This is a genomic window from Streptomyces sp. NPDC026589 (assembly GCF_040638385.1).
Taxonomy (GTDB): Bacteria; Actinomycetota; Actinomycetes; order Streptomycetales; family Streptomycetaceae; genus Streptomyces.
In genome coordinates, this window is sequence record NZ_JBEZYG010000002.1 from 62816 (window position 1) to 82750 (window position 19935).

Annotated in this window: 14 protein-coding genes and 1 pseudogene; 12 read left to right on the top strand and 3 right to left on the bottom strand. The window is 73.4% G+C overall.

What is annotated here, in order from left to right:
* The first annotated feature begins 130 nt into the window (after positions 1-130).
* Positions 131-860, top strand: a pseudogene (gene pepE, locus AB0F29_RS03305) (dipeptidase PepE).
* Here the strand turns inward: pepE and AB0F29_RS03310 are convergent.
* A complete protein-coding gene (locus tag AB0F29_RS03310) occupies positions 785-2386 on the bottom strand; it encodes an MFS transporter (RefSeq protein WP_361867100.1) in 1602 nt (533 codons plus the stop codon). The pseudogene pepE and the gene AB0F29_RS03310 overlap by 76 nt on opposite strands.
* 175 nt (positions 2387-2561) lie before the next feature.
* Here AB0F29_RS03310 and AB0F29_RS03315 point away from each other — a divergent pair, with 175 nt between their 5' ends.
* Entirely contained in the window at positions 2562-4892 is a 2331-nt protein-coding gene (locus tag AB0F29_RS03315) for an acyl-CoA dehydrogenase (protein WP_361867102.1), read from the top strand.
* Positions 4893-5023: 131 nt separating this feature from the next.
* On the top strand, positions 5024-6217 hold the full coding sequence (locus tag AB0F29_RS03320; protein WP_361867103.1) for a lipid-transfer protein: 1194 nt from the start codon (positions 5024-5026) through the stop codon (positions 6215-6217).
* 45 nt (positions 6218-6262) lie between these two features.
* Here AB0F29_RS03320 and AB0F29_RS03325 read toward each other — a convergent pair whose 3' ends face one another.
* Complete coding sequence (locus AB0F29_RS03325) at positions 6263-8038, bottom strand: BCCT family transporter (RefSeq protein ID WP_361867104.1); 1776 nt, start codon at positions 8036-8038, stop codon at positions 6263-6265.
* 140 nt (positions 8039-8178) lie between these two features.
* Here AB0F29_RS03325 and AB0F29_RS03330 point away from each other — a divergent pair, with 140 nt between their 5' ends.
* The 4 genes from AB0F29_RS03330 (at position 8179) to AB0F29_RS03345 (ending at position 12850) form a co-directional block, all read left to right on the top strand.
* A complete protein-coding gene (locus AB0F29_RS03330; protein WP_361867106.1) occupies positions 8179-9654 on the top strand; it encodes a DHA2 family efflux MFS transporter permease subunit in 1476 nt (491 codons plus the stop codon).
* A gap of 202 nt (positions 9655-9856) precedes the next feature.
* Complete coding sequence (locus AB0F29_RS03335) at positions 9857-10711, top strand: MaoC/PaaZ C-terminal domain-containing protein (RefSeq protein ID WP_361867107.1); 855 nt, start codon at positions 9857-9859, stop codon at positions 10709-10711.
* A gap of 80 nt (positions 10712-10791) precedes the next feature.
* Complete coding sequence (locus tag AB0F29_RS03340) at positions 10792-11868, top strand: Zn-dependent alcohol dehydrogenase (protein ID WP_361867109.1); 1077 nt, start codon at positions 10792-10794, stop codon at positions 11866-11868.
* Between the two features lie 34 nt (positions 11869-11902).
* Complete coding sequence (locus tag AB0F29_RS03345) at positions 11903-12850, top strand: 3-oxoacyl-ACP reductase (RefSeq protein ID WP_361867111.1); 948 nt, start codon at positions 11903-11905, stop codon at positions 12848-12850.
* Positions 12851-13275: 425 nt separating this feature from the next.
* On the opposite strand, the gene AB0F29_RS03350 is transcribed toward AB0F29_RS03345, so the two are convergent.
* Positions 13276-14691 carry a hypothetical protein gene (locus tag AB0F29_RS03350; RefSeq protein ID WP_361867112.1) on the bottom strand — a complete coding sequence of 472 codons (1416 nt, stop codon included), beginning with the start codon at positions 14689-14691 and terminating at the stop codon, positions 13276-13278.
* Positions 14692-14901: 210 nt separating this feature from the next.
* Here AB0F29_RS03350 and AB0F29_RS03355 point away from each other — a divergent pair, with 210 nt between their 5' ends.
* The 5 genes from AB0F29_RS03355 to AB0F29_RS03375 all read left to right on the top strand — a co-directional run bounded on the left by AB0F29_RS03355 (position 14902) and on the right by AB0F29_RS03375 (position 19908).
* Positions 14902-15939, top strand: a complete 1038-nt coding sequence (locus AB0F29_RS03355; protein WP_361867113.1) for an iron-siderophore ABC transporter substrate-binding protein — start codon at positions 14902-14904, stop codon at positions 15937-15939.
* A gap of 157 nt (positions 15940-16096) precedes the next feature.
* Positions 16097-16933, top strand: a complete 837-nt coding sequence (locus AB0F29_RS03360) for a Nif3-like dinuclear metal center hexameric protein (protein ID WP_018958216.1) — start codon at positions 16097-16099, stop codon at positions 16931-16933.
* Positions 16930-17673 (top strand): C4-type zinc ribbon domain-containing protein, encoded by a 744-nt coding sequence (locus AB0F29_RS03365; protein WP_361867758.1) that lies wholly within the window; start codon positions 16930-16932, stop codon positions 17671-17673. Before AB0F29_RS03360 ends, AB0F29_RS03365 begins: the two co-directional genes overlap by 4 nt.
* Positions 17673-19109 carry a bifunctional RNase H/acid phosphatase gene (locus tag AB0F29_RS03370; RefSeq protein WP_361867114.1) on the top strand — a complete coding sequence of 479 codons (1437 nt, stop codon included), beginning with the start codon at positions 17673-17675 and terminating at the stop codon, positions 19107-19109. The genes AB0F29_RS03365 and AB0F29_RS03370 overlap by 1 nt, the downstream gene beginning before the upstream one ends.
* 13 nt (positions 19110-19122) lie before the next feature.
* Complete coding sequence (locus AB0F29_RS03375) at positions 19123-19908, top strand: sulfite exporter TauE/SafE family protein (RefSeq protein WP_361867115.1); 786 nt, start codon at positions 19123-19125, stop codon at positions 19906-19908.
* Positions 19909-19935: the final 27 nt, after the last annotated feature.

Consider the following 19935-nt stretch of genomic DNA (forward strand, 5'->3'; position numbering starts at 1 on the left):
ACCCGCACCGCCTGCCGGTCCGCACCGCCTGACCGGTCCGCACCACCTGATCGACCCGATCCGCCTGGCCGACCCGATCCGCCTGGCCGAGCCGATGTGCCCGATGTACCTCACGTACCCGAGGAACCCCGTGAATCTGCTGCTGCTCTCCAACTCCACCCAGTACGGCTGCGGTTACCTGGAACACGCCCTGGACACCGTCACCGCGTTCCTCCCCGCGAACGCCCGACTCGCCTTCGTGCCGTACGCGCTCGCCGATCACACCGCGTACACCACCCGGGTCCGCGAGGCTCTGGAGCCGTCCGCCATCACCGTGCGCGGCGTCCATGAGAACCCCGACCCGGTCGCCGAACTCGCCGCGTCCGACGCCGTGTTCATCGGCGGCGGCAACTCCCTTCCGGCTGCTCGCCGCCCTCTACCGCACCGGTCTGCGCGAGGCCGTGCGCGACGCGGTGCGGGGCGGGCTGCCCTACATGGGCGCCAGCGCCGGGACCAACATGGCCGCCCCGACCCTGCGGACGTCCAACGACATGCCCATCGTGCAGCCGCCGTCCTTCGAGACGCTGGGCCTGGTCCCGTTCCAGATCAACCCGCACTATCTGGACCCGGACCCGGCCAGCACCCACAAGGGCGAGACCCGCGAGGAGCGGCTCACCGAGTTCCTGGAGGACAACGACGTACCCGTGCTCGGGCTGCGCGAGGGCTCCTGGCTCCGCGTCGACGGGGGGCGGGCCCACGTCCAGGGCGCCCGCCCCGCCCGGCTGTTCTCCCGCGCGGCCGAGCCTCAGGAGCTCCTGCCGGGGTCCGACGTGTCCCGGCTGCTCACGACGGTGCCGCGGTTCGACGCTCCGGTGTGCTGACCGCGCCCGGCCCCGGCCCCGGCGGCCCGCGCGGTCTGCGGGGCCCGCCCGTCGCCCGCGCTGCTCGCCAGGAGCACCGGGTGGGCGGAGGGCCGTTGCGAGGGCAGGAACGCCGCCAGCACCAGGCCGATCAGCACCGCCCCCATGGCGATCAGGAACGAGATCCGGAAGCCCTCCATGGACGGCACCTGGACCGAGCCCACCGTCACGGAGGTGTTGGCCAGCACCATGCCGATGACGGCGCTCGACACCGAGGTGCCGATGGACCGCATCAGGGTGTTGAGGCCGTTGGCCGCGCCGGTCTCCGACGGGTCGACGGCCCCGATGATCAGGGCGGGCAGCGAGGAGTACGCGAGGCCGATGCCGGCGCCGAGCACCACGGCGATCAGCACGGTCTGCCAGGCGGCGGAGAGCAGCCCGAGCCCGGCCCCGTAACCGACCGCGATGACCAGCATGCCGAGCATCAGCGTGGTCTTGGGGCCCCGGCGGGCCGAGATCCGGGCGTACAGCGGGGCGACGAACATCATCGTCACGCCGAGCGGGGCCACGCAGAGCCCGGCGACCACCATGGACTGCCCGAGGCCGTAGCCGGTGGACGTGGGCAGCTGGAGCAGTTGCGGCAGGACCAGGGAGACCGCGTAGAAGGCGACCCCGACCATGATCGAGGCGAGGTTGGTGAGGAGCACCTCGCGGCGGGCGCTGGTGCGCAGGTCGACGAGCGGCGCCGGGACGCGCAGTTCGAACAGGCCCCACAGCACCAGCGTGGCGACGGACGCGGCGAGCAGCCCGAGGGTCGGGGCCGAGGTCCACCCCCAGTCGCTGCCCTTGGTGACCGGCAGGAGGAGAAGGACCAGGCCGAGCGAGAGCCCGAGGGCGCCGATCACGTCGAAGGTGCCGGGCGCGCGCAGCGGCGGCTCGGGGACCAGTGCGTACGTGAGCGCCATCGCGAGCAGTCCGAGCCCTGCCGAGCCGAGGAACAGCGCGTGCCAGTCGGCGTGCTGGGCGACCAGCGCGGCGGCGGGCAGCGCGAGCCCGCCGCCCACCCCGATCGATGAGCTCATCAGGGCCATCGCCGAGCCGAGCCTCTCGCGCGGCAGCTCGTCGCGCATGATGCCGATGCCGAGCGGGATGGCGCCCATGGCGAAGCCCTGGAGCGCGCGGCCGGTGATCATCACGACCAGGTCGTCGGTGGAGGCGCAGATCAGCGAGCCGATGACCATGACGGCGAGGGAGGCGAGCAGCATTCGCCGCTTGCCGTACAGGTCGCCGAGCCGCCCCATGATCGGCGTCGAGACGGCGCCCGCGAGCAGGGTGGCGGTCATCACCCAGGTGGCGTTGGCCGGGTCGGTGTCCAGCAGGACCGGCAGGTCCTTGATGACCGGGACGAGCAGGGTCTGCATGACCGCGACGGTGATGCCGGCGAAGGCGAGGACGGGCACGAGGGGGCCGGAGCGCGCCTCGCGCGGCTCGGAGAGCTCCCCGGGGCGCCGTATCTGTTTGGTCCGTATCTGTTTCGTCCGTCGCATACGTGGGGCCTCCGGGCAGCGTCACCACCCGGGCTCCCCCCAAGTGCATGCATGGTGAACGCTTCCCGGCCGTGCCCTATTCCGGTCCGGATCCACCGGTCTCCTGACCTTCCGTCAGATTGAAACGTGTTCTACTCTTGCGCCGTTCCAGCGGCCCCGACCGGCGAGGACTCGTATGGGCATCGGCACAGGCACAGGCGCAGGCACCCGCATCGGTACCGGCATCGGGATCACCGAGGAGCACCGCGCGCTGGCGCACTCCGTGCGGGGATGGCTGGCCCGCGCCGCACCACCCGGCGAGGTGCGCAGGATCCTCGACGCGGGGAGCCCGGCCGCCCCCGGTGTGCGCCCGGCGCACTGGGAGGGGCTCGCCGCGCAGGGGCTCCCCGGCATCCATCTGCCCGAGGCGTACGGAGGTGGCGGCGGGGGCCTCCTCGACCTCGCCGTCGTCCTGGAGGAGGCCGCGTACGCCTCGCTGCCCGGCCCCTACCTCGCGACCGCGCTCACCTCCGCCGTGCTGCGCCACGCGGTGGCCGCCGGGGCCGAGGAGCTGGACGGACCGCTCCGGGAGCTCGCCGCGGGGGACCGCACCGCCGCCCTCGCCCTCGCACCCGGCAGCCTCACCGCCACCCCCGCCGAAGGCGGCCACCGGCTCTTCGGCGCGGCCCCGCCCGTCCTGACGGCCGAGGCGGCCGACCTGCTCCTGCTGCCCGCCGCCACCCCCGGCGGCGAGCGCTGGTTCCTCGTCGACGCCGGGGCCGAGGGGATCGCCGTGCGCCCGCACCGCAGCGTCGATCCGACCCGGCCCACCGCCGAGGTGCGCGCCGACGCCGTCCTCGTACCGGCGCACCGGGTGCTGCCCCTGGACTCCGCGCTCGTCCGCGACCTGGCCGCCGTGCTCCTCGCCGCCGACGCCTGCGGGAGCGCCGCCCGGAGCCTGGACACCGCCGTCGGACACGCCACCGTACGCGAGCAGTTCGGACGGCCCATCGGGGCGTTCCAGGCGGTCAAGCACCTCTGCGCCGACATGCTCGTCCGCCTCGAACAGGCCCGCGCCCTCACCTGGGACGCGGCCCGCGCCGCCGACGAGTCCGCCCACGCCGCAGACGAATCCGCCCGGTCAGCCCCCGGCCGGTCCGGGGCGGCGGGTTCCGCCGGCGAACCCGCCCGGTCCGACGGCACGGAGCCCGCGGCGCGCGGGCTCACCGCCGCGCTCGCCGCCGCCACCGCACCCGAGGCCGCGTACACCTGCGCCAAGGACGCCATCCAGATCCTCGGCGGCATCGGCTTCACCTGGGAGCACGACGCCCACCTCCAGCTGCGCCGGGCCGTCCTCGCCCGCCAGCTCCTCGGCGCCGCCGACCCGCACCGGCTGCGCGCCGCCCGCCTCGCCGAGGCCGGAGCCCGCCGCGAACTGGCCCTGGAAATCCCCGCCGAGGCCGACGGCCACCGCGCCGAGGCCCGCCCCCACCTCGCCGCGGCCCGGGGCCTGACACCGGCCGGGGCCCGCCGCGCCCTCGCCGCCACCGGTTACGCGGCCCCGCACCTCCCCGCCCCGTACGGACTGGACGCCGGACCCGTACAGCAGCTGGCGATCCAGCAGGAGGCGAGGGAACAGGGCATCCGCCTCAGCGACCTGTCCATCGCCACCTGGGTGGTGCCGTCCCTCATCGCGTACGGAACCGAGGAACAGCGGGAGCGCTATCTGCCGGCCACCCTGCGCGGCGACCTCCAGTGGTGCCAGCTCTTCTCGGAGCCCGAGGCCGGATCCGACCTCGCCGCGCTGCGCACCCGCGCGGTACGGACCGACGAGGGGTGGCGGATCACCGGGCAGAAGGTCTGGACGAGCGCCGCCCGCACCGCCGACCACGGCATCCTGCTGGCCCGCACCGACCCGGACGCGCCCAAGCACCGCGGACTCACCTACTTCCTGGTCGACATGGAGAACGCCGAAGGCATCGACATCCGCCCGCTCAAGGAGATCACCGGCGAGGCCCTCTTCAACGAGGTGTACTTCGACGACGTCCTGCTGCCCGCCGACGCCGTCGTCGGCGAGGTCGGCGGCGGCTGGCGGGTCGCCCGCGACACCCTGGGCAACGAACGCGTCCACATGGCCGACCAGATGACCTTCGACAGCGGACTCGAAGCCCTGATCGCCCGCTCGGCCGGGCTGGACGGGGCCACCCGCGCCCGGATCGGCGCGCTCACCGCCGAGGCCCACGCGCTCGCCTGCGTCCGACTGCGCACCACGCTCCAGCAGGTCTCCGGCCGCGAACCTGGCGCCGGGGCCTCGGTCCGCAAACTCGTCCAGACCCTCCACCAGCAGAAGGTCGCCGAACTCACCCTCGAACTCCTCGGCCCGGACGGGGCGGTGGACGAGCCGGCGGCGGGGGAGCGGGCCCTCCGCGGCTTCCTGATGTCGCGCTGCCTGACCATCGCGGGCGGCACCACCCAGATCCAGCTCAACGTCGTCGCCGAACGGATCCTCGGCCTCCCCCGGGACTGACCGCACACGACGCCCCCCGGGGACTGACCGCACACGACGCCCCCCGGACCGACCGCACACGACGCCCCCCCGGACCGACCGCACACGACGTTCCCCGGGACCGACCGCACCGGACCAGAAGGAGTCGCACCATGAACGCCTACATCGTCGGCGTCGGCATGACCAGGTTCGAGAAGCCCGAGACCCGCGACTGGCAGTACTGGGACATGGTCCGCGAGGCGGGCGCCGCAGCCCTCGACGACGCGGGCGTCCGCTACGACCAGGTCGAACAGGTCCCCGTCGGCTACTGCTTCCAGGCCTCCACCGCCGGACAGCGGGCCGTCTACGAACTGGGCCTGACCGGCGTCCCCGTCTACAACGTCAACAACAACTGCGCCACCGGCTCCACCGCCCTGATGCTGGCCCGGCAGTTCGTCGAGGGCGGCGGCAGCGACTGCGTCCTCGCGGTCGGCTTCGAGAAGATGGCCCGCGGCTCGCTGGGCGGCGGCGCGGACGCCGGCGGCGACTTCGCGGCATCGCCGGTCGCCCGGCACTATGGGATCATGGCCGCCGCCCACGGCTTCGCGACGTCCCCGCCCACCGCCCAGATCTTCGGCAACGCGGCCCGCGAGCACATGGAGCGGTACGGGACGACGCCCGCGCAGCTCGCCGCGGTCGGGGCCAAGAACCACCGGCACTCGGTGAACAACCCGTACGCCCAGTTCCAGGACCCGTACACGGTCGAGGAGGTCCTCGCCGCCCGCACCGTCCATCGCCCCCTCACCCGACTCCAGTGCTCGCCCACCTCCGACGGGGCGGCGGCGGCCGTCGTCGTCTCCGAGCGGTTCGTCGAACGGCACGGTCTGGCGGAGCGGGCGGTGGAGATCGCCGCCCAGGCCATGACCACCGACACCGGGGCCTCCTTCGCCTCCGGCAGCTGCATCGACGCGGTCGGAGCCCCGATGTCCCGGGCCGCCGCCCAGCAGGTCTACGCGGCCTCCGGCCTCGGCCCGGACGACCTCGACGTCATCGAGCTGCACGACTGCTTCTCCGTCAACGAACTCCTCACCTACGAGGCGCTGGGCCTGTGCGGCGAGGGGGAGTCCGGCACGCTCGTCGAGTCCGGGGCGACTACCTACGGCGGGCGGTGGGTGGTGAACCCGTCCGGCGGGCTGATCTCCAAGGGCCACCCGCTGGGCGCCACCGGCATCGCCCAGGCCGCCGAGCTGACCTGGCAACTGCGCGGCGAGGCCGGCGCCCGCCAGGTGCCCGGCGCACGGACCGCCCTCGCCCACAACATCGGCCTCGGCGGGGCGGCGGTGGTCACGCTGCTGCGGCGCGGCTGAGGCTCCCGGGGCCGGGGGCGGTTCCCCCGCCCCCTGGGCCGCTCGTCAGCTCTCCCGCCCGGAGGGCCCGTCTGCCTGGCGCCCCTCCCCGCGCCCCTCCCCGTCCCGGTCGTCCTCGGCGTTCGTCGTGCGGGCCGAGGCCGCGCGCCGCAGATGGCGGTGGCGGGACCCCGGTTGGTTGCTCAGCTCCTCACCGACCATGACCCGCACCGCGTCGCGCATACCGTGCAGGCCCTCGCTGCGCTTGGGCCCGCCGGCCGGGTCGGTCCGCAGCTCCCGCAGGAGGGACCAGCACAGGAAGAGCATCACCACGACGAAGGGCAGGGCCACCAGGATCGTCGCGCTCTGGAGGGACTCCAGGCCGCCGGCGACCAACAGGGCCGCCGCGACCGCCGCCATGAGGAGGCCCCAGGTGACGACGAGCCAGCGCCGCGGGTGCAGGGCTCCCCTGCTGGTCAGCGAACCCATGACCAGGGAGGCGGAGTCCGCGCTGGTGACGAAGTACATCATGATCAGGATCATCGCGGCCCACGCCGTCACCGTGCTGACCGGCAGGGCGTCGAGCATCGCGAACAGGGTCGCCTCCGTCCCCTCCTTCGCCTTCTCGGCCATGTCGACGACGCCTGTCTCGGCGAGGCGGATACCGGTCCCGCCGAGCACCACGAACCACAGGGCGGTCGCCCCGCTCGGCACGAGCAGCACGGCGAGGAGGAACTCGCGGATCGTGCGGCCCTTGGAGATGCGCGCGATGAAGGTACCGACGAAGGGCGCCCAGGACAGCCACCAGGCCCAGTAGAAGATCGTCCAGGTGCCCAGCCAGCTCTGGCCGCCGAAGGCGCCGGTGCGCGAGGCCATGGGGAGGAGGTCGTTCAGGTAGCCGCCGACCGAGGACGGCAGCACGTCCAGGAGGTAGACGGTCGGACCCGCGGCGAACACGAAGACCATGAGGGCCGCGGCGATGACGAGGTTGATCGAGCTGAGCCATTTCACCCCGCCGTGCAGCCCGGTGAAGGCGGAGACCACGAAGGCCGCGCCGAGCACGGCGATGATCGTCAGCTCGACGCCGGTGCCCTGTTCGACGCCCGCCGTGAGATCGAGTCCGATGGCGATCTGGAGGGCGCCCAGTCCCAGGCTCGTCGCGGTACCGAAGACCGTGGCGAAGACGGCGAGCAGGTCCAGCACCTTGCCGAGGACGCCGTTCGCCCTGCGTTCGCCGATGAGGGGCACGAACACGGCGCTCAACCGGTTGCCCCGGCCCATGCGGAAGCTCGCGTAGCCCAGCGCCAGGCCCACGATGCCGTAGATCGCCCACGGAGTCAGCGTCCAGTGGAAGAAGGAGTACTCCATCGCGGTGCTCGCGGCGCCCGCCGTCTGCGGTTCGGCCCCGCTGAAGGGCGGCGGGCTCAGATAGTGCGAGACGGGCTCCCCGACGCCGTAGAAGATCAGCCCGATGCCCATGCCCGCGCTGAACATCATCGCGATCCACGAGAAGTTCGAGAACTCCGGCGGGGAGTCGTCCCTGCTGAGCCGGATCCGGCCGAAGCGGCTGAAGGCGATGATGAGGCACAGCACCAGGAAGACGTCGGCGGCGATGACGAAGAGCCACGCGAAGTTGTCGAGCACCCAGGGGAGGGCCGCGTCCGACGCGCTCTGGAAGGTGTCCTTGCCGAGGGCCGCCCACAGGACGATCCCGACGACGCCCAGCACCCCGATCGTCACCACCACCCGGTCCGGTGAGGAGTCCGTCCCGGGCCCCTCACCGGAATCCGCGGGGCCGGAGGGAGACCGGCCGGGGGACACGTCAGCGTTCTCCGTACTCATAACCCACCACTATGAGGGCCGTATGCGGCGATATGGGGGATGTGGGGGGTGTGCCCACGCCGACGACCGGTGTCCGGCGGCCGGCGGCCCGGGGCGTGGCTCCCGATACCTGATGTACGGGCCATCTGCCGCCTGCGACCATGACGTTCATGCCTGACGTCTCCGCGCCCGCCTCCGCCCCGTTGCTCACCTCCCGAATACGTCCCAGCACCTGGGCGGTCGTGCTCGCCGCCTGCACCGGCCAGTTCCTCGTCGTCCTCGACGTCTCCGTCGTCAATGTGGCCCTGCCCTCCATGCGGGCCGACCTGGGGCTGAGCGCGGGGGGCCTCCAGTGGGTCGTCAACGCCTACTCCATCGCGTTCGCCGGGTTCATGCTCCTGGGCGGGCGGGCCGCCGACATCTACGGGCGCAAGCTGATGTTCCTCGTCGGGCTCGGCGTCTTCACCGCCGCCTCGCTCGCGGGCGGCCTCGCCCAGGAGGGCTGGCAGCTCCTCGCCGCCCGTGCCGCACAGGGCCTCGGGGCCGCCGTCCTGGCTCCCGCCACCCTCACCATCCTCACCGCGGCGGTGCCCGAAGGGCCGGCCCGGACGAAGGCGATCGGCACATGGATGGCGGTCGGCGCCGGCGGCGGCGCGGCGGGCGGGCTCATCGGCGGCGTCCTCACCGACGCCCTCTCCTGGCGCTGGGTCCTCCTGATCAACGTGCCCATCGGCGCGATCGTCCTGGTCGCCGCCGCCCTGCGGATCACCGAGGGCCGCGCGGGCGACCGCCGCCGCATCGACTTCCTGGGCGCGGTCCTCGTCACCGCGGGCCTCGCCGCCGTCGCGTACGGCATCGTCCAGACCGAGGTCGAGGGCTGGGCGGCCGCCGTCACCCTGGTGCCGCTGCTCTCCGGGGTCGTGCTGCTGGCCGCCTTCGTGCTGGTCGAGGCGCGTACCGCCGTCCCGCTGATCCCGCTGCGTGTGTTCTCCGTACGGGCGGTGTCCTCGGCCAACGTGTCGATGCTGCTCATGGGATCGGCCACGTTCTCCATGTGGTACTTCATGACGGTGTACGCCCAGAACGTCCTGGGCTACACGCCGTTGCAGGCCGGTCTCGCGCTGATGCCGACCTCGGCCGCCGTCATCATCGGCTCCAAGCTGGCCCCCCGCCTCATGGTGCGCGCCGGGGCCAAGAGCCTCGCCGTCGCCGGGGTCCTGATCACCGCCGCGGGCTTCGGCTGGCAGTCCACGATGGGCGTGGAGGGCTCCTACCTCACCGCTATCTGTCTGCCCGGCGTCCTGATGATGACCGGTGCGGGTCTCGCCTCCACCCCGCTCGCCACCCTCGCCACCTCCGGCGCGGAGCCGGGGGACGCCGGACTCGTCTCCGGCCTGGTCAACACCTCGCGCACCATGGGCGGTGCGCTGGGCCTCTCGGTGCTCTCCACGGTCGCCGCCGCGCGCACCGCGGGTTCCGCCGACGCGGCCGAGGTCGCCGCCGGATACGCGCTGGCCTTCCGTACCGCGACCGGGGTCCTGCTGGCCGGGGTGGTCGTGATGCTGATCTGGCTTCCGAACCATCGCAGGCCCCGCCCGCCGGCGGACCTTCCGATCGGGGCCGCGACGACGGGGTGACCCGGGCGCCCCACATTGTTCTGACGGGACGTCAGCAGTCTTCCCAACTTCCGTGGCCTGCGTTATACATGGGCCATCGGCTAGAACGCGTTCTAGAAGGGCGTGCCCTGCCGGTCACCGCACGACCTCGGTGCGGCCGGCGGTGCGGACGGCCGCACCGAGGTCTTCCCACCGACCAGGACCGTCAAGGAGCTGCTCCGTCATGCCCATTGATGCCCGGGCGGCAGTCGCCGCCGAACCCCGCCGAGCCGAGATCGGCTGGGACCACAAGGACGTCCAGCTCTACCACCTGGGTCTCGGCGCGGGCAGCCCCGCCACCGACCCCGACGAACTGCGCTACACCCTGGAGTCCCGGCTCCAGGTGCTGCCGAGCTTCGCCACCGTCGCGGGCGCCGGCACGGCCGCCTTCGGCGGCATGGGGGCGCAGGGGATCGACGTGGACCTCGCCGCGGTCCTGCACGGCGGACAGTCGTTGCGCGTCCACCGCCCGATCCCGGCCACCGGCAGCGCCGTGCAGACCTCGAAGGTCGCGGCGGTGTACGACAAGGGCAAGGCCGCCGTCATCGTGCTGCGTACCGAGGCGAGTGACGGCGACGGGCCGCTGTGGACGAACGACGCCCAGATCTTCGTACGGGGGGAGGGCGGCTTCGGCGGCGAACGCGGCCCCTCCGACCGCCTCACCCCGCCGGAGCGGGCCCCCGACCGCACGGTGGAGCGGGCCGTCCGCGAGGACCAGGCGCTGCTCTACCGTCTCTCGGGGGACTGGAACCCGCTGCACGCCGATCCCGCCTTCGCGAAGCTGGCCGGCTTCGACCGGCCGATCCTGCACGGACTGTGCACGTACGGCATGACGCTGAAGGCGGTCACCGACACCCTGCTGGACGGCGACGTCTCCCGGATCACCGCCTACCGCACCCGTTTCGCCGGCGTGGTCTTCCCCGGCGAGACCCTCCGGATCCGGATGTGGACCGGGGACGGCCGCGTCCAGGTGACGGTCGCCGCCGCCGAGCGGGACGACGCGCCGGTCCTCGCCGACACGGTCGTCGAACACTCCTGACGTTGGACAAGCCCGCCGTCGAACCCGCCTGAGCACAGCAGAACCCTGATCTAGATGACGATGTGAGGGGAGCCGTACCCATGCGCGCAGCCGTACTGCACGAGACAGGCCAGGAGAAGCTCGAAGTCCTCGACGACGTCGAGGCGGTGGGCTTCGGCCCGGGAAAGGTCAAGCTCCGCATCCGTGCCACCGGCCTCTGCCACTCGGACGTCTCCGCGATGAGCGGCGTCCTTCCGCAGCCAGCCCCCTTCATCCCCGGTCACGAGGGGGCCGGCGAGGTCATCGACGTCGGCGACGGGGTGACCGGGCTGAGCGCCGGCGACCGGGTCCTCGTCTGCTGGCTGCCCGCCTGCGGGGAGTGCCCGTCCTGCAAACGCGGCCAGACCCAGCTCTGCCTCGCCGGTTTCATGAACGCGGGCACCCCGAACTTCAAGCGCCCCGGCGGCGACGTCTTCGGCTTCGCGGGCACCGGCACCTTCACCGAGGAGGTCGTCGTCGGCGCGGGCTCCGCCGTGCCGATCCCCGACGACGTACCGTTCGAGATCGCCGCCCTGATCGGCTGCGGGGTCACCACCGGCCTCGGCGCGGCCATCAACACGGCGAAGGTGGAGGCCGGTTCATCGGTGGCGGTGATCGGCTGCGGCGGCGTCGGTATCTCCACGATCCAGGGCGCGCGGGTCCAGGGCGCGGCGCAGATCATCGCCGTCGACCCGGTCGCCTCCCGCCGCGAGGCCGCCCTCCGCTTCGGCGCGACGGAGGCCGTCGCCCCCGACGGGCTGGCCGACGCCAAGCAGCGGATCACCGGCGGCGAGGGCTTCGACTACGTCTTCGAGGTCGTCGGCAAGTCCGCCACCGCCCGCACCGCCTACGAGAACACCCGCCGCGGCGGCACCCTGTGCGTCGTCGGGGCCGGGGCCATGGACGACAACTTCCAGGTCAACATGTTCGAGCTGTTCTTCGACGAGAAGCGCATCCTGCCCTCCATGTACGGCGGCGGGGACGTCCTGCGCTCCTTCGACCGGGCCATCGCGCTCTGGCGGGCGGGCCGCATCGACCTGGAGTCGATGATCACCCACCGGGTCCGGCTGGACGGGGTCAACGACGCCCTGGACCAGATGCGCACGGGCGAGTCGCTGCGTACCTGCATCGAGCTCTGAACCCGGCGCCCGGCCCACGACGTTGAGGATTCCCATGTCATTTCCCCTTCCGCTGGACGGACTGTCCGCGATCGTCACCGGCGCGGGCCGCGGCCTCGGCCGGGCCGAAGCCCTGGAACTGGCCCGCCTCGGCGCGGCCGTCGTCGTCAACGACTACGGGCAGCCCGGCCGCGACGGCTCCGGCGAGGCGTCCGCCGCCCCCGCCGAGGAGGTCGCCGCCGAGATCCGCGCCGCCGGCGGGCAGGCCACGGCCCACCTCGGCGACGTCTCCGACCACGAACAGGCCCGCGCGCTCGTCGCGTTGGCGACCGACACCTACGGCCGGCTCGACATCCTGGTCAACAACGCGGGCATCCTGCGCGACCGGATGGTCTTCTCGATGACCGAGGAGGAATGGGACGCGGTGATCCGCGTCCACCTCAAGGGCCACTTCAACACCACGCACTTCGCCGCCGCCCACTGGCGCGCCCGCTCCAAGGAGACCGGCGGACCGGTCTACGGGCGGATCGTCAACACCTCCTCGGAGGCGTTCCTCGCGGGCTCGGCGGGCCAGCCCAACTACGCGGCCGCCAAGGGCGGCATCGTCGGCCTCACCACCTCCACCGCGCTCGCCCTCGCCAAGTACGGCGTCACCGCCAACGCCATCTGCCCGCGCGCCCGCACCCGGATGACCGAGGACGTGTTCGCAGGCTTGCAGGAACCGGCGGACGGCGCCCTCGACCCCCTGGCGCCCGAGCACGTGTCCCCGCTCGTCGGCTATCTCGCCTCACCGGCGGCGGCCGGGGTCAACGGGCAACTGCTCGTCGTGCACGGGGGGATGGTCGCCGTCGTCGAACGGCCCCGGGTGGCCGCCCGGTTCGACACGGTGAAGGAGACCTTCACCTTCGCGGAGCTGGACGGGCTGCTCACCCCGTACTACGCGGACCGGCCCCCGAACGAGACTTTCGCCGCCGCCGAAGTCCTCGGCCTGAAGCGGCGGTAGCGAGGGAGGGCGGCACACGGAAGGGCCCGGCCGGCCGTCCGCCGGACGCTGTTGGTGCCAACAGCATCCGCCGTCCGCCGGTCCGGGCCCTCCCGTCGTGCCGAACGCGCCTGCCGAGCGGCTCTCAGGCCGCCCTGGACTCCTCGTCGGCGGGCCGGCGGTGGCGACCGTGCGGCTGCGCCGACGTGTTCTCCGCCGACGCACCCCCTCGGTGCCTTCCGGAACCGCCGGTCCCGGCCCCCTCGTCCGCCCCCGTCGTGCGCCGCTGGTTCGTGTCGATCCGTGCTTCGGACATGTGGGAAGTCACCCCGTTGTGATCGCTTACTTGTGTCGCGCCTACGTGTGTCGCAAGCCCCGCCGCCGCCATCCGACGTGGTCACCGTCGGTACCCGCCCGATACGGCGGCGTAGCCCAGGATCCCGATCTTAATCAGATCGAGCGGCTCGGTGCAGGGGCGCCTGCCCCAACGGAACGGGCTTACACACAGCAGGAGCGGAGACGGCGGCGGACGGTTGCGTTCCGCCCTCCGCGTCACCCGGACGGCCGGTCTCGGAAGAGGGTTCCACGTCTCCGGGCGCGTCCAGCATCGCCACGCCGCAGGGTGTCGCGGCGTTCGTGTACGGGAGACGCAGCACCCCGTCCCGGCTCCAGTACCCAGCCCCCGGCGCCCAGCCCAGCGGGGCGGCGAACTGGTGCAGCCGGCGTCCCGCCGGCCGCCAGACCCCCAGCCGGCTGCCCGCCGCCCCGTCGATCCGCAGCGCCACCGCGCAGCTCTCCGGCATCAGCATCTGGCCCGGCTGCACCGCGAACGGCGTCACCGCCGCGTCCGCGAGGCGCAGGCACTCCGGGAACCTGACCGGCAGACAGCTCCCCAGCACCCCCCAGCCGAGCCGGTCGTGTCCCGGGGCGTCCGAGCGGATCAACAGCAGCCCGCTGTCGGCGTCCGCGAGCAGCAGCCGGTCGTCGCTGTCCGGCGCGATCTGGAGCAGCGGCGTCACCTCGGCCCCCCGCCCCAGGTCGACGGCGACCGCCTTGACCGGTCCGCCGCCCGGCGCCCGCCGGTCCAGCGCCAGCAGCCGGCCCGCCCGGTCCAGCCAGGCCCCGCCCGAACAGCGCCCGGGAATCCGCGCGATCTCCTCGGGCCCGAACGCTCCGCCCGCCACCAGCCAGAGCGACGAGTGGTGGTCGCCGGCCGACAGGGCGTAGACGCACCGCCCGTCCGGCGACGGCGGCAACAGGGTCATCTCCGCGAACTCGACAGCGCCCAGCAGGATTTCTCCGGTCCCGGGTCCTGTCGGGTAGAGCAGGGAGAACTGCTGCCGGTCCGCCACCCGCCGCCGGATCAGCACTCGCCCGTCGGCGAGCGGCGCCACCTCGGCGTCCGGCTCCTCGGGCTGATCGAGGGGGAGGGGCACCGCGTACGGCTCCGGCCCGTCCAGCGTCCACCGCTCCGGATACCAGGCGCGCTCGCCCGGCGGGCCGGGAGCCGCGGTGAGCCGGGCGGCGTAGGCCCCGTCCGCGGTGAGCGTGAAGACGCCGGGCAGCGGTGCGTCACCGGCCGGCGCCGCCGGGACGCCCATGGCGGACGACGTCTCCGAACCGGCCTCGTCCGCGCGGAATCCGGGCAGGCCGGGAGCGTCCGCCCCGGCGGACTTCACGGGGTCGCCGGACCCCTCCGGTTCCGGTTCCGCTCCGTACTTCTTCCGGCCCCACTCCACTCCGGATTCCGCTCCGGACTCCGTCGGGTCGGGTTCCGTTCCGGATTCCGCTTCGGATTCCGCTTCGGGTTCCGCCGTCGCGGCGGCCCCGGCGGATCCGCCCTCGATGGCACAGGCAGTCATGGACTCGTCACCTCCGGCTACGAAAGCTAGTTTTCGCACTTCCAGCCGAACAACACGAGCCACCTGACTTCACACATAAGGGTGGTGATGTCTGGATTCTCCTGAGGTGACGGGGGTGGGTGTGCTGGTGAAGTTGGCCGCGTCTATGGTTAGGCGGCCCTAACCAAGAACCCGTGCCCACGCACGTACGCGGACCATCTGGAGCAAGCGATGTCCCTTCGACCCCGCGGTACCGCCGCAGTCGCCCTGGCCGTGGCGGCCGCCCTCTCCCTGTCGGCCTGCGGGGGCGGTGACGGCGGGGACGCGGCGAAGACCGACGCGGGCGGCGGCAAGAAGGCCGCCGTCGCCACCGGCGGCAAGGACTTCGCGGACGCGGCGAAGAAGACCGCGGCGTACGGCACCGACGCCGGGGCCGGCGAGTTCCCCCGTACGGTCACCCACGCCATGGGGAAGACCGAGATCAAGGCCGCGCCCCGGCGCGTGGTCGTGCTGGACGTCGGCGAGTTCGACAACGTGGTGTCCCTGGGCCTGAAGCCGGTCGGCTACGCCCCCAGCGAGGGCGACGCGGCCATCCCCTCCTACCTGGAGAAGGGCGCGGGCGAGCCGAAGAGCGTCGGCACGATCAACAGCCTCAACCTCGAAGCCATCGCGGGCCTCCGGCCCGACCTGATCCTCGGCAGCCAGCTCCGCGCCGCGGACAAGTACGACGAGCTGTCCAAGATCGCCCCCACCGTGTTCTCCATCCGTCCGGGCTTCACCTGGAAGGAGAACTACCTCCTCAACGCCCAGGCGCTGGACCGCACGAAGCAGGCCGAGTCGGCGCTCGCCGCGTACGAGGACAAGGCGAAGAAGCTCGGCGACGACATCGGCGCCGACAAGCCGACCGTCTCGATGGTCCGCTACCTGCCCGACCGACTCCGGCTCTACGCCAAGGCCTCGTTCATCGGCACGATCCTCGAAGACGTCGGTCTGCCGCGTCCGAAGAACCAGCAGATCAACGACCTCGCCGCCGAGATCAGCCCGGAGAGGATCGACGAGGCGGACGCCGACTGGATCTTCACCGGCGTCTACGGCGACCCGAAGGCCACCCAGCGCGACACCGCCCGGTCCAACCCGCTGTGGAAGAACCTGAAGGCCGTCAAGGAGGGCCGGGCCAAGGACGTCTCCGACGAGACCTGGTACCTGGGCCTCGGCGTCACCTCGGCCGGCCTGGTCCTCGACGACCTCCGCGCGGACCTGGTGAAGTAGCCGGCCCCGAGCCGACGCGGTACGTGCCCGGTCCGGACGCCGTACGTGCTCCGGCGCCGACGCGGTGAAGTAACGATTCGTGTCCGGCCGCCGGTCCTGGCGTACAGGTCCGGCGGCCAGGGGCGACGGACCACCCCGGACAGGTAGCCTTTCCCCCGTGCCCCGTCTGTCTGAAGTCATCGCCGCCCTCGACGCCCTCTGGCCCCCCGAGCGGGCCGAGGGATGGGACGCGGTCGGGACGGTCTGCGGCGATCCGGACACGGAGATCGACCGCGTGCTGTTCGCCGTCGACCCGGTCCGCGAGATCGCCGACGAGGCCCTGGAGCTCGGCGCCCAGCTGATCGTCACCCACCACCCGCTCTATCTGCGCGGGACGACGACGGTCGCCGCCGACACCTTCAAGGGCCGGGTCGTCCACACCCTCATCAAGCACGACATCGCGCTCCACGTCGCGCACACCAACGCCGACACCGCCGACCCCGGCGTCTCCGACGCCCTCGCCGGCGCCCTGGACCTGCGGATCACCGGGCCCCTGGTCCCCGACCCCACCGACCCCGAGGGCCGCCGCGGACTGGGCCGGATCTGCGAACTGGACCACCCCGAGACCCTGGCCGCCTTCGCCGCCCGGGCTGCCGCCCGGCTCCCCGCCACCGCGCAGGGCATCCGGCTGGCCGGCGACCCCGAGGCGCTCGTGCGCACCGTCGCCGTCAGCGGAGGCTCCGGCGACAGCCTCTTCGACGCCGTGCGCGCCGCGGGCGTCGACGCCTTCCTCACCGCCGACCTGCGCCACCACCCGGCCTCCGAAGCCGTGCGGCACTCGCCGCTCGGCCTCGTCGACGCCGCGCACTGGGCCACCGAATGGCCCTGGTGCGAGCAGGCGGCCGCCCAGCTCGACGCGCTTTCCGACCGCCACGGATGGGACCTGCGGGTCCATGTCTCGAAGCAGGTCACCGACCCCTGGACCACCCACCATTCCTCTGGAGCCCCCAACTGAACGCCGCGCCCGCCGACCAGATCCGACTTCTCGACGTCCAGGCCCTCGACCTCCGTCTCGCCCAGCTCTCCCACAAGCGCACCTCGCTGCCGGAGCACGCCGAGATCGAGCAGCTCGGCAGCGACCTCGCCCAGCTGCGGGACCTGCTGGTCGCCTCCACCACCGAGGAGAGCGACACCACCCGCGAGCAGACCAAGGCCGAGCAGGACGTCGACCAGGTGCGCCAGCGCGCCGTCCGCGACCAGCAGCGCCTGGACTCCGGCGCGGTCTCCTCGCCCAAGGACCTGGAGAGCCTCCAGCGCGAGATCGTCTCGCTCGCCAAGCGCCAGGGAGACCTGGAGGACATCGTCCTGGAGATCATGGAGCGCCGTGAGGGCGCCCAGGAGCGGGTCGCCGAGCTGACCGAGCGGGTCGCCGCCGTCCAGGCCAAGGTCGACGACGCCACCGCCCGCCGCGACGCCGCCACCGCCGAGCTGGACGCCGAGGCCGCCACGGTGACCAAGGACCGCCAGGTCGTCGCCGAGGTCATCCCCGCCGACCTGCTGAAGCTGTACGACAAGCTCCGCGCCCAGCAGGGCGGGGTCGGCGCCGCCCGGCTCTACCAGCGCCGCTGCGAGGGCTGCCGGCTCGAACTGAACATGGCCGAGGTCGGCGACGTGCGCGCCGCGTCCCCCGACACCGTCCTGCGCTGCGAGAACTGCCACCGCATCCTGGTCCGCACCTCGGAGTCGGGCCTGTAATGAGCGCCGCGCGCCAGGTGGTGGTCGAGGCCGACGGCGGCTCCCGGGGCAACCCGGGGCCCGCCGGTTACGGCGCGGTCGTCATCGACCCGGCCACCGGCGAACCCCTCGCCGAGGCCGCCGAGTACATCGGCGTCGCGACGAACAACGTCGCCGAGTACCGGGGCCTGATCGCCGGTCTGACGGCCGCGAAGGCGCTGTTCCCGGACGCGGGGGACGCGCTGCGCGTCCACGTCCGGATGGACTCCAAGCTGGTCGTCGAGCAGATGTCGGGGCGCTGGAAGATCAAGCACCCCGACATGAAGCCGCTGGCGGCCCGCGCCGCCGCGGTCCTGCCGCCGTCCTCGGTGACGTACGAGTGGATCCCGCGCGCGCAGAACAAGCACGCGGACCGGCTCGCCAACGAGGCGATGGACGCGGGCCGCGACGGCAGGCAGTGGGAGGCGTCCGCCTCGACGGCCGCCCTCGACACCCCGGCGCGCGGCACCGTGAGCACCCCGCCGCCCGCCCAGGGCCCGCCCGGCGACCAGGTCGCGGGCGCGGCCCGGGCCCGTGCGGCCCTCGCCGCCGCACGTGGCGCGTCCGCCCCGGCGGCCGACACGCTCTTCCCGGTGCCGGAGCCCGGGGTGCCGGACACCACGGTCCCCGCCGCACCGGCCCCCGCCGCACCGGCCCCCGCCGCACCGGCCCCCGCCGCGCCGGCCTCCGGCCAACCGGCCGGAACGGCACCGGAGGCGGCCGGAGCCTCGCAGCAGCAGCAGCCGACCGCCGTGGTCGCCCCGCAGACCGGCTGGGGATCGGCCCCCGACCTGGGCGCACCTGCCACGCTCGTCCTGCTCCGGCACGGCGAGACCGCCCTCACGCCCGAGAAGCGGTTCTCCGGCAGCGGCGGCACCGACCCCGAACTCTCCGCCACCGGCCGGGGCCAGGCCGCCCGGGCCGCCGAGCACTTCACCGCCCTGGGCACCGTCCAGGAGATCGTCAGCTCCCCGCTGCGCCGCTGCCGCGAGACCGCCGCGGCCGTCGCCGACCGCCTCGGCCTCGACGTCCGGATCGACGAAGACCTGCGCGAGACGGACTTCGGCGCGTGGGAGGGCCTGACCTTCGGGGAGGTACGGGAGCGGTACGGGGACGACCTCACCGCCTGGCTGGCCTCCCCGGACACCGCCCCGACCGGCGGCGGCGAGAGCTTCGCGGAGGTCGCCGGGCGGGTCGCGGCCGCCCGGGACCGGATCGTCGCCCGGTACGCGGGCCGCACGGTCCTGCTCGTCACCCATGTGACCCCCATCAAGACGCTCGTCCGGCTCGCCCTGGGAGCCCCGCCCGAGGCGCTGTTCAGGATGGAGCTGTCGGCGGCCTCGATCTCCACGGTCGCCTACTACGGGGACGGCAACGCCTCCGTACGCCTGCTCAACGACACGTCCCACCTGCGCTGACAGCGGGCCGCGCATGGACTGGCCGACCGGGCTGCTCGGGTTCGCCGCCGGACTGCTGATCTCCGTGGCCACCGCGCCGGTCGGCGTCTCCGGCGCGGTGTTCCTGCTGCCGGTCCAGATCAGCGTGCTCGGGGTGCCCAGCCCGGCGGTCACCCCCACCAACCTGCTCTACAACGTGGTGGCGGGCCCCGGCGCCCTGCTGCGGCACCACAGGGCCGGCACCCTGCGGGGGCCGTTGACCCGGCTGCTCGTCCTCGGCACCGTTCCCGGCGTCGTCGTCGGCGCGGTGATCCGGGTGTTCGCGGTGCCGGGCCCGTCGGTGTTCCGGCTGCTCATCGCCGTCCTGCTGCTGCCGCTGGGCGGCTGGCTCTGTCTGCGGACCCTGCGCCGCGCCTCCCGCACGGCCGCCGGTCGGGAGCCCTCGGCCCGCGCCGTCACCCGGCTCGCCATGGCGGTCGGGGTGGCCGGAGGGATCTACGGGATCGGCGGCGGATCGCTCCTCGGCCCGATCCTGGTGGGGCGCGGCATGCCGGTGGCCAAGGTCGCCCCGGCCGCGCTGGCCGCCACCTTCGTGACCTCGGCCGTCGGCGCGGGGACGTACGCGCTGCTGTCCCTGACCACCACCGGCGACATCGCACCGTACTGGTCCCTCGGCCTGGTCTGCGGGCTCGGCGGACTGTGCGGGGGCTACCTCGGCGCCCGCCTCCAGCCTCGCCTGCCGGAGACGGCGCTGCGGCTGCTGCTGGGGGTGCTGGCACTCGGCGTCGGGGGGCTCTACGCCGTGCAGCTCCTGCGCTGAGGTGCCTCAGGCCGTGCAGTTCCTGCG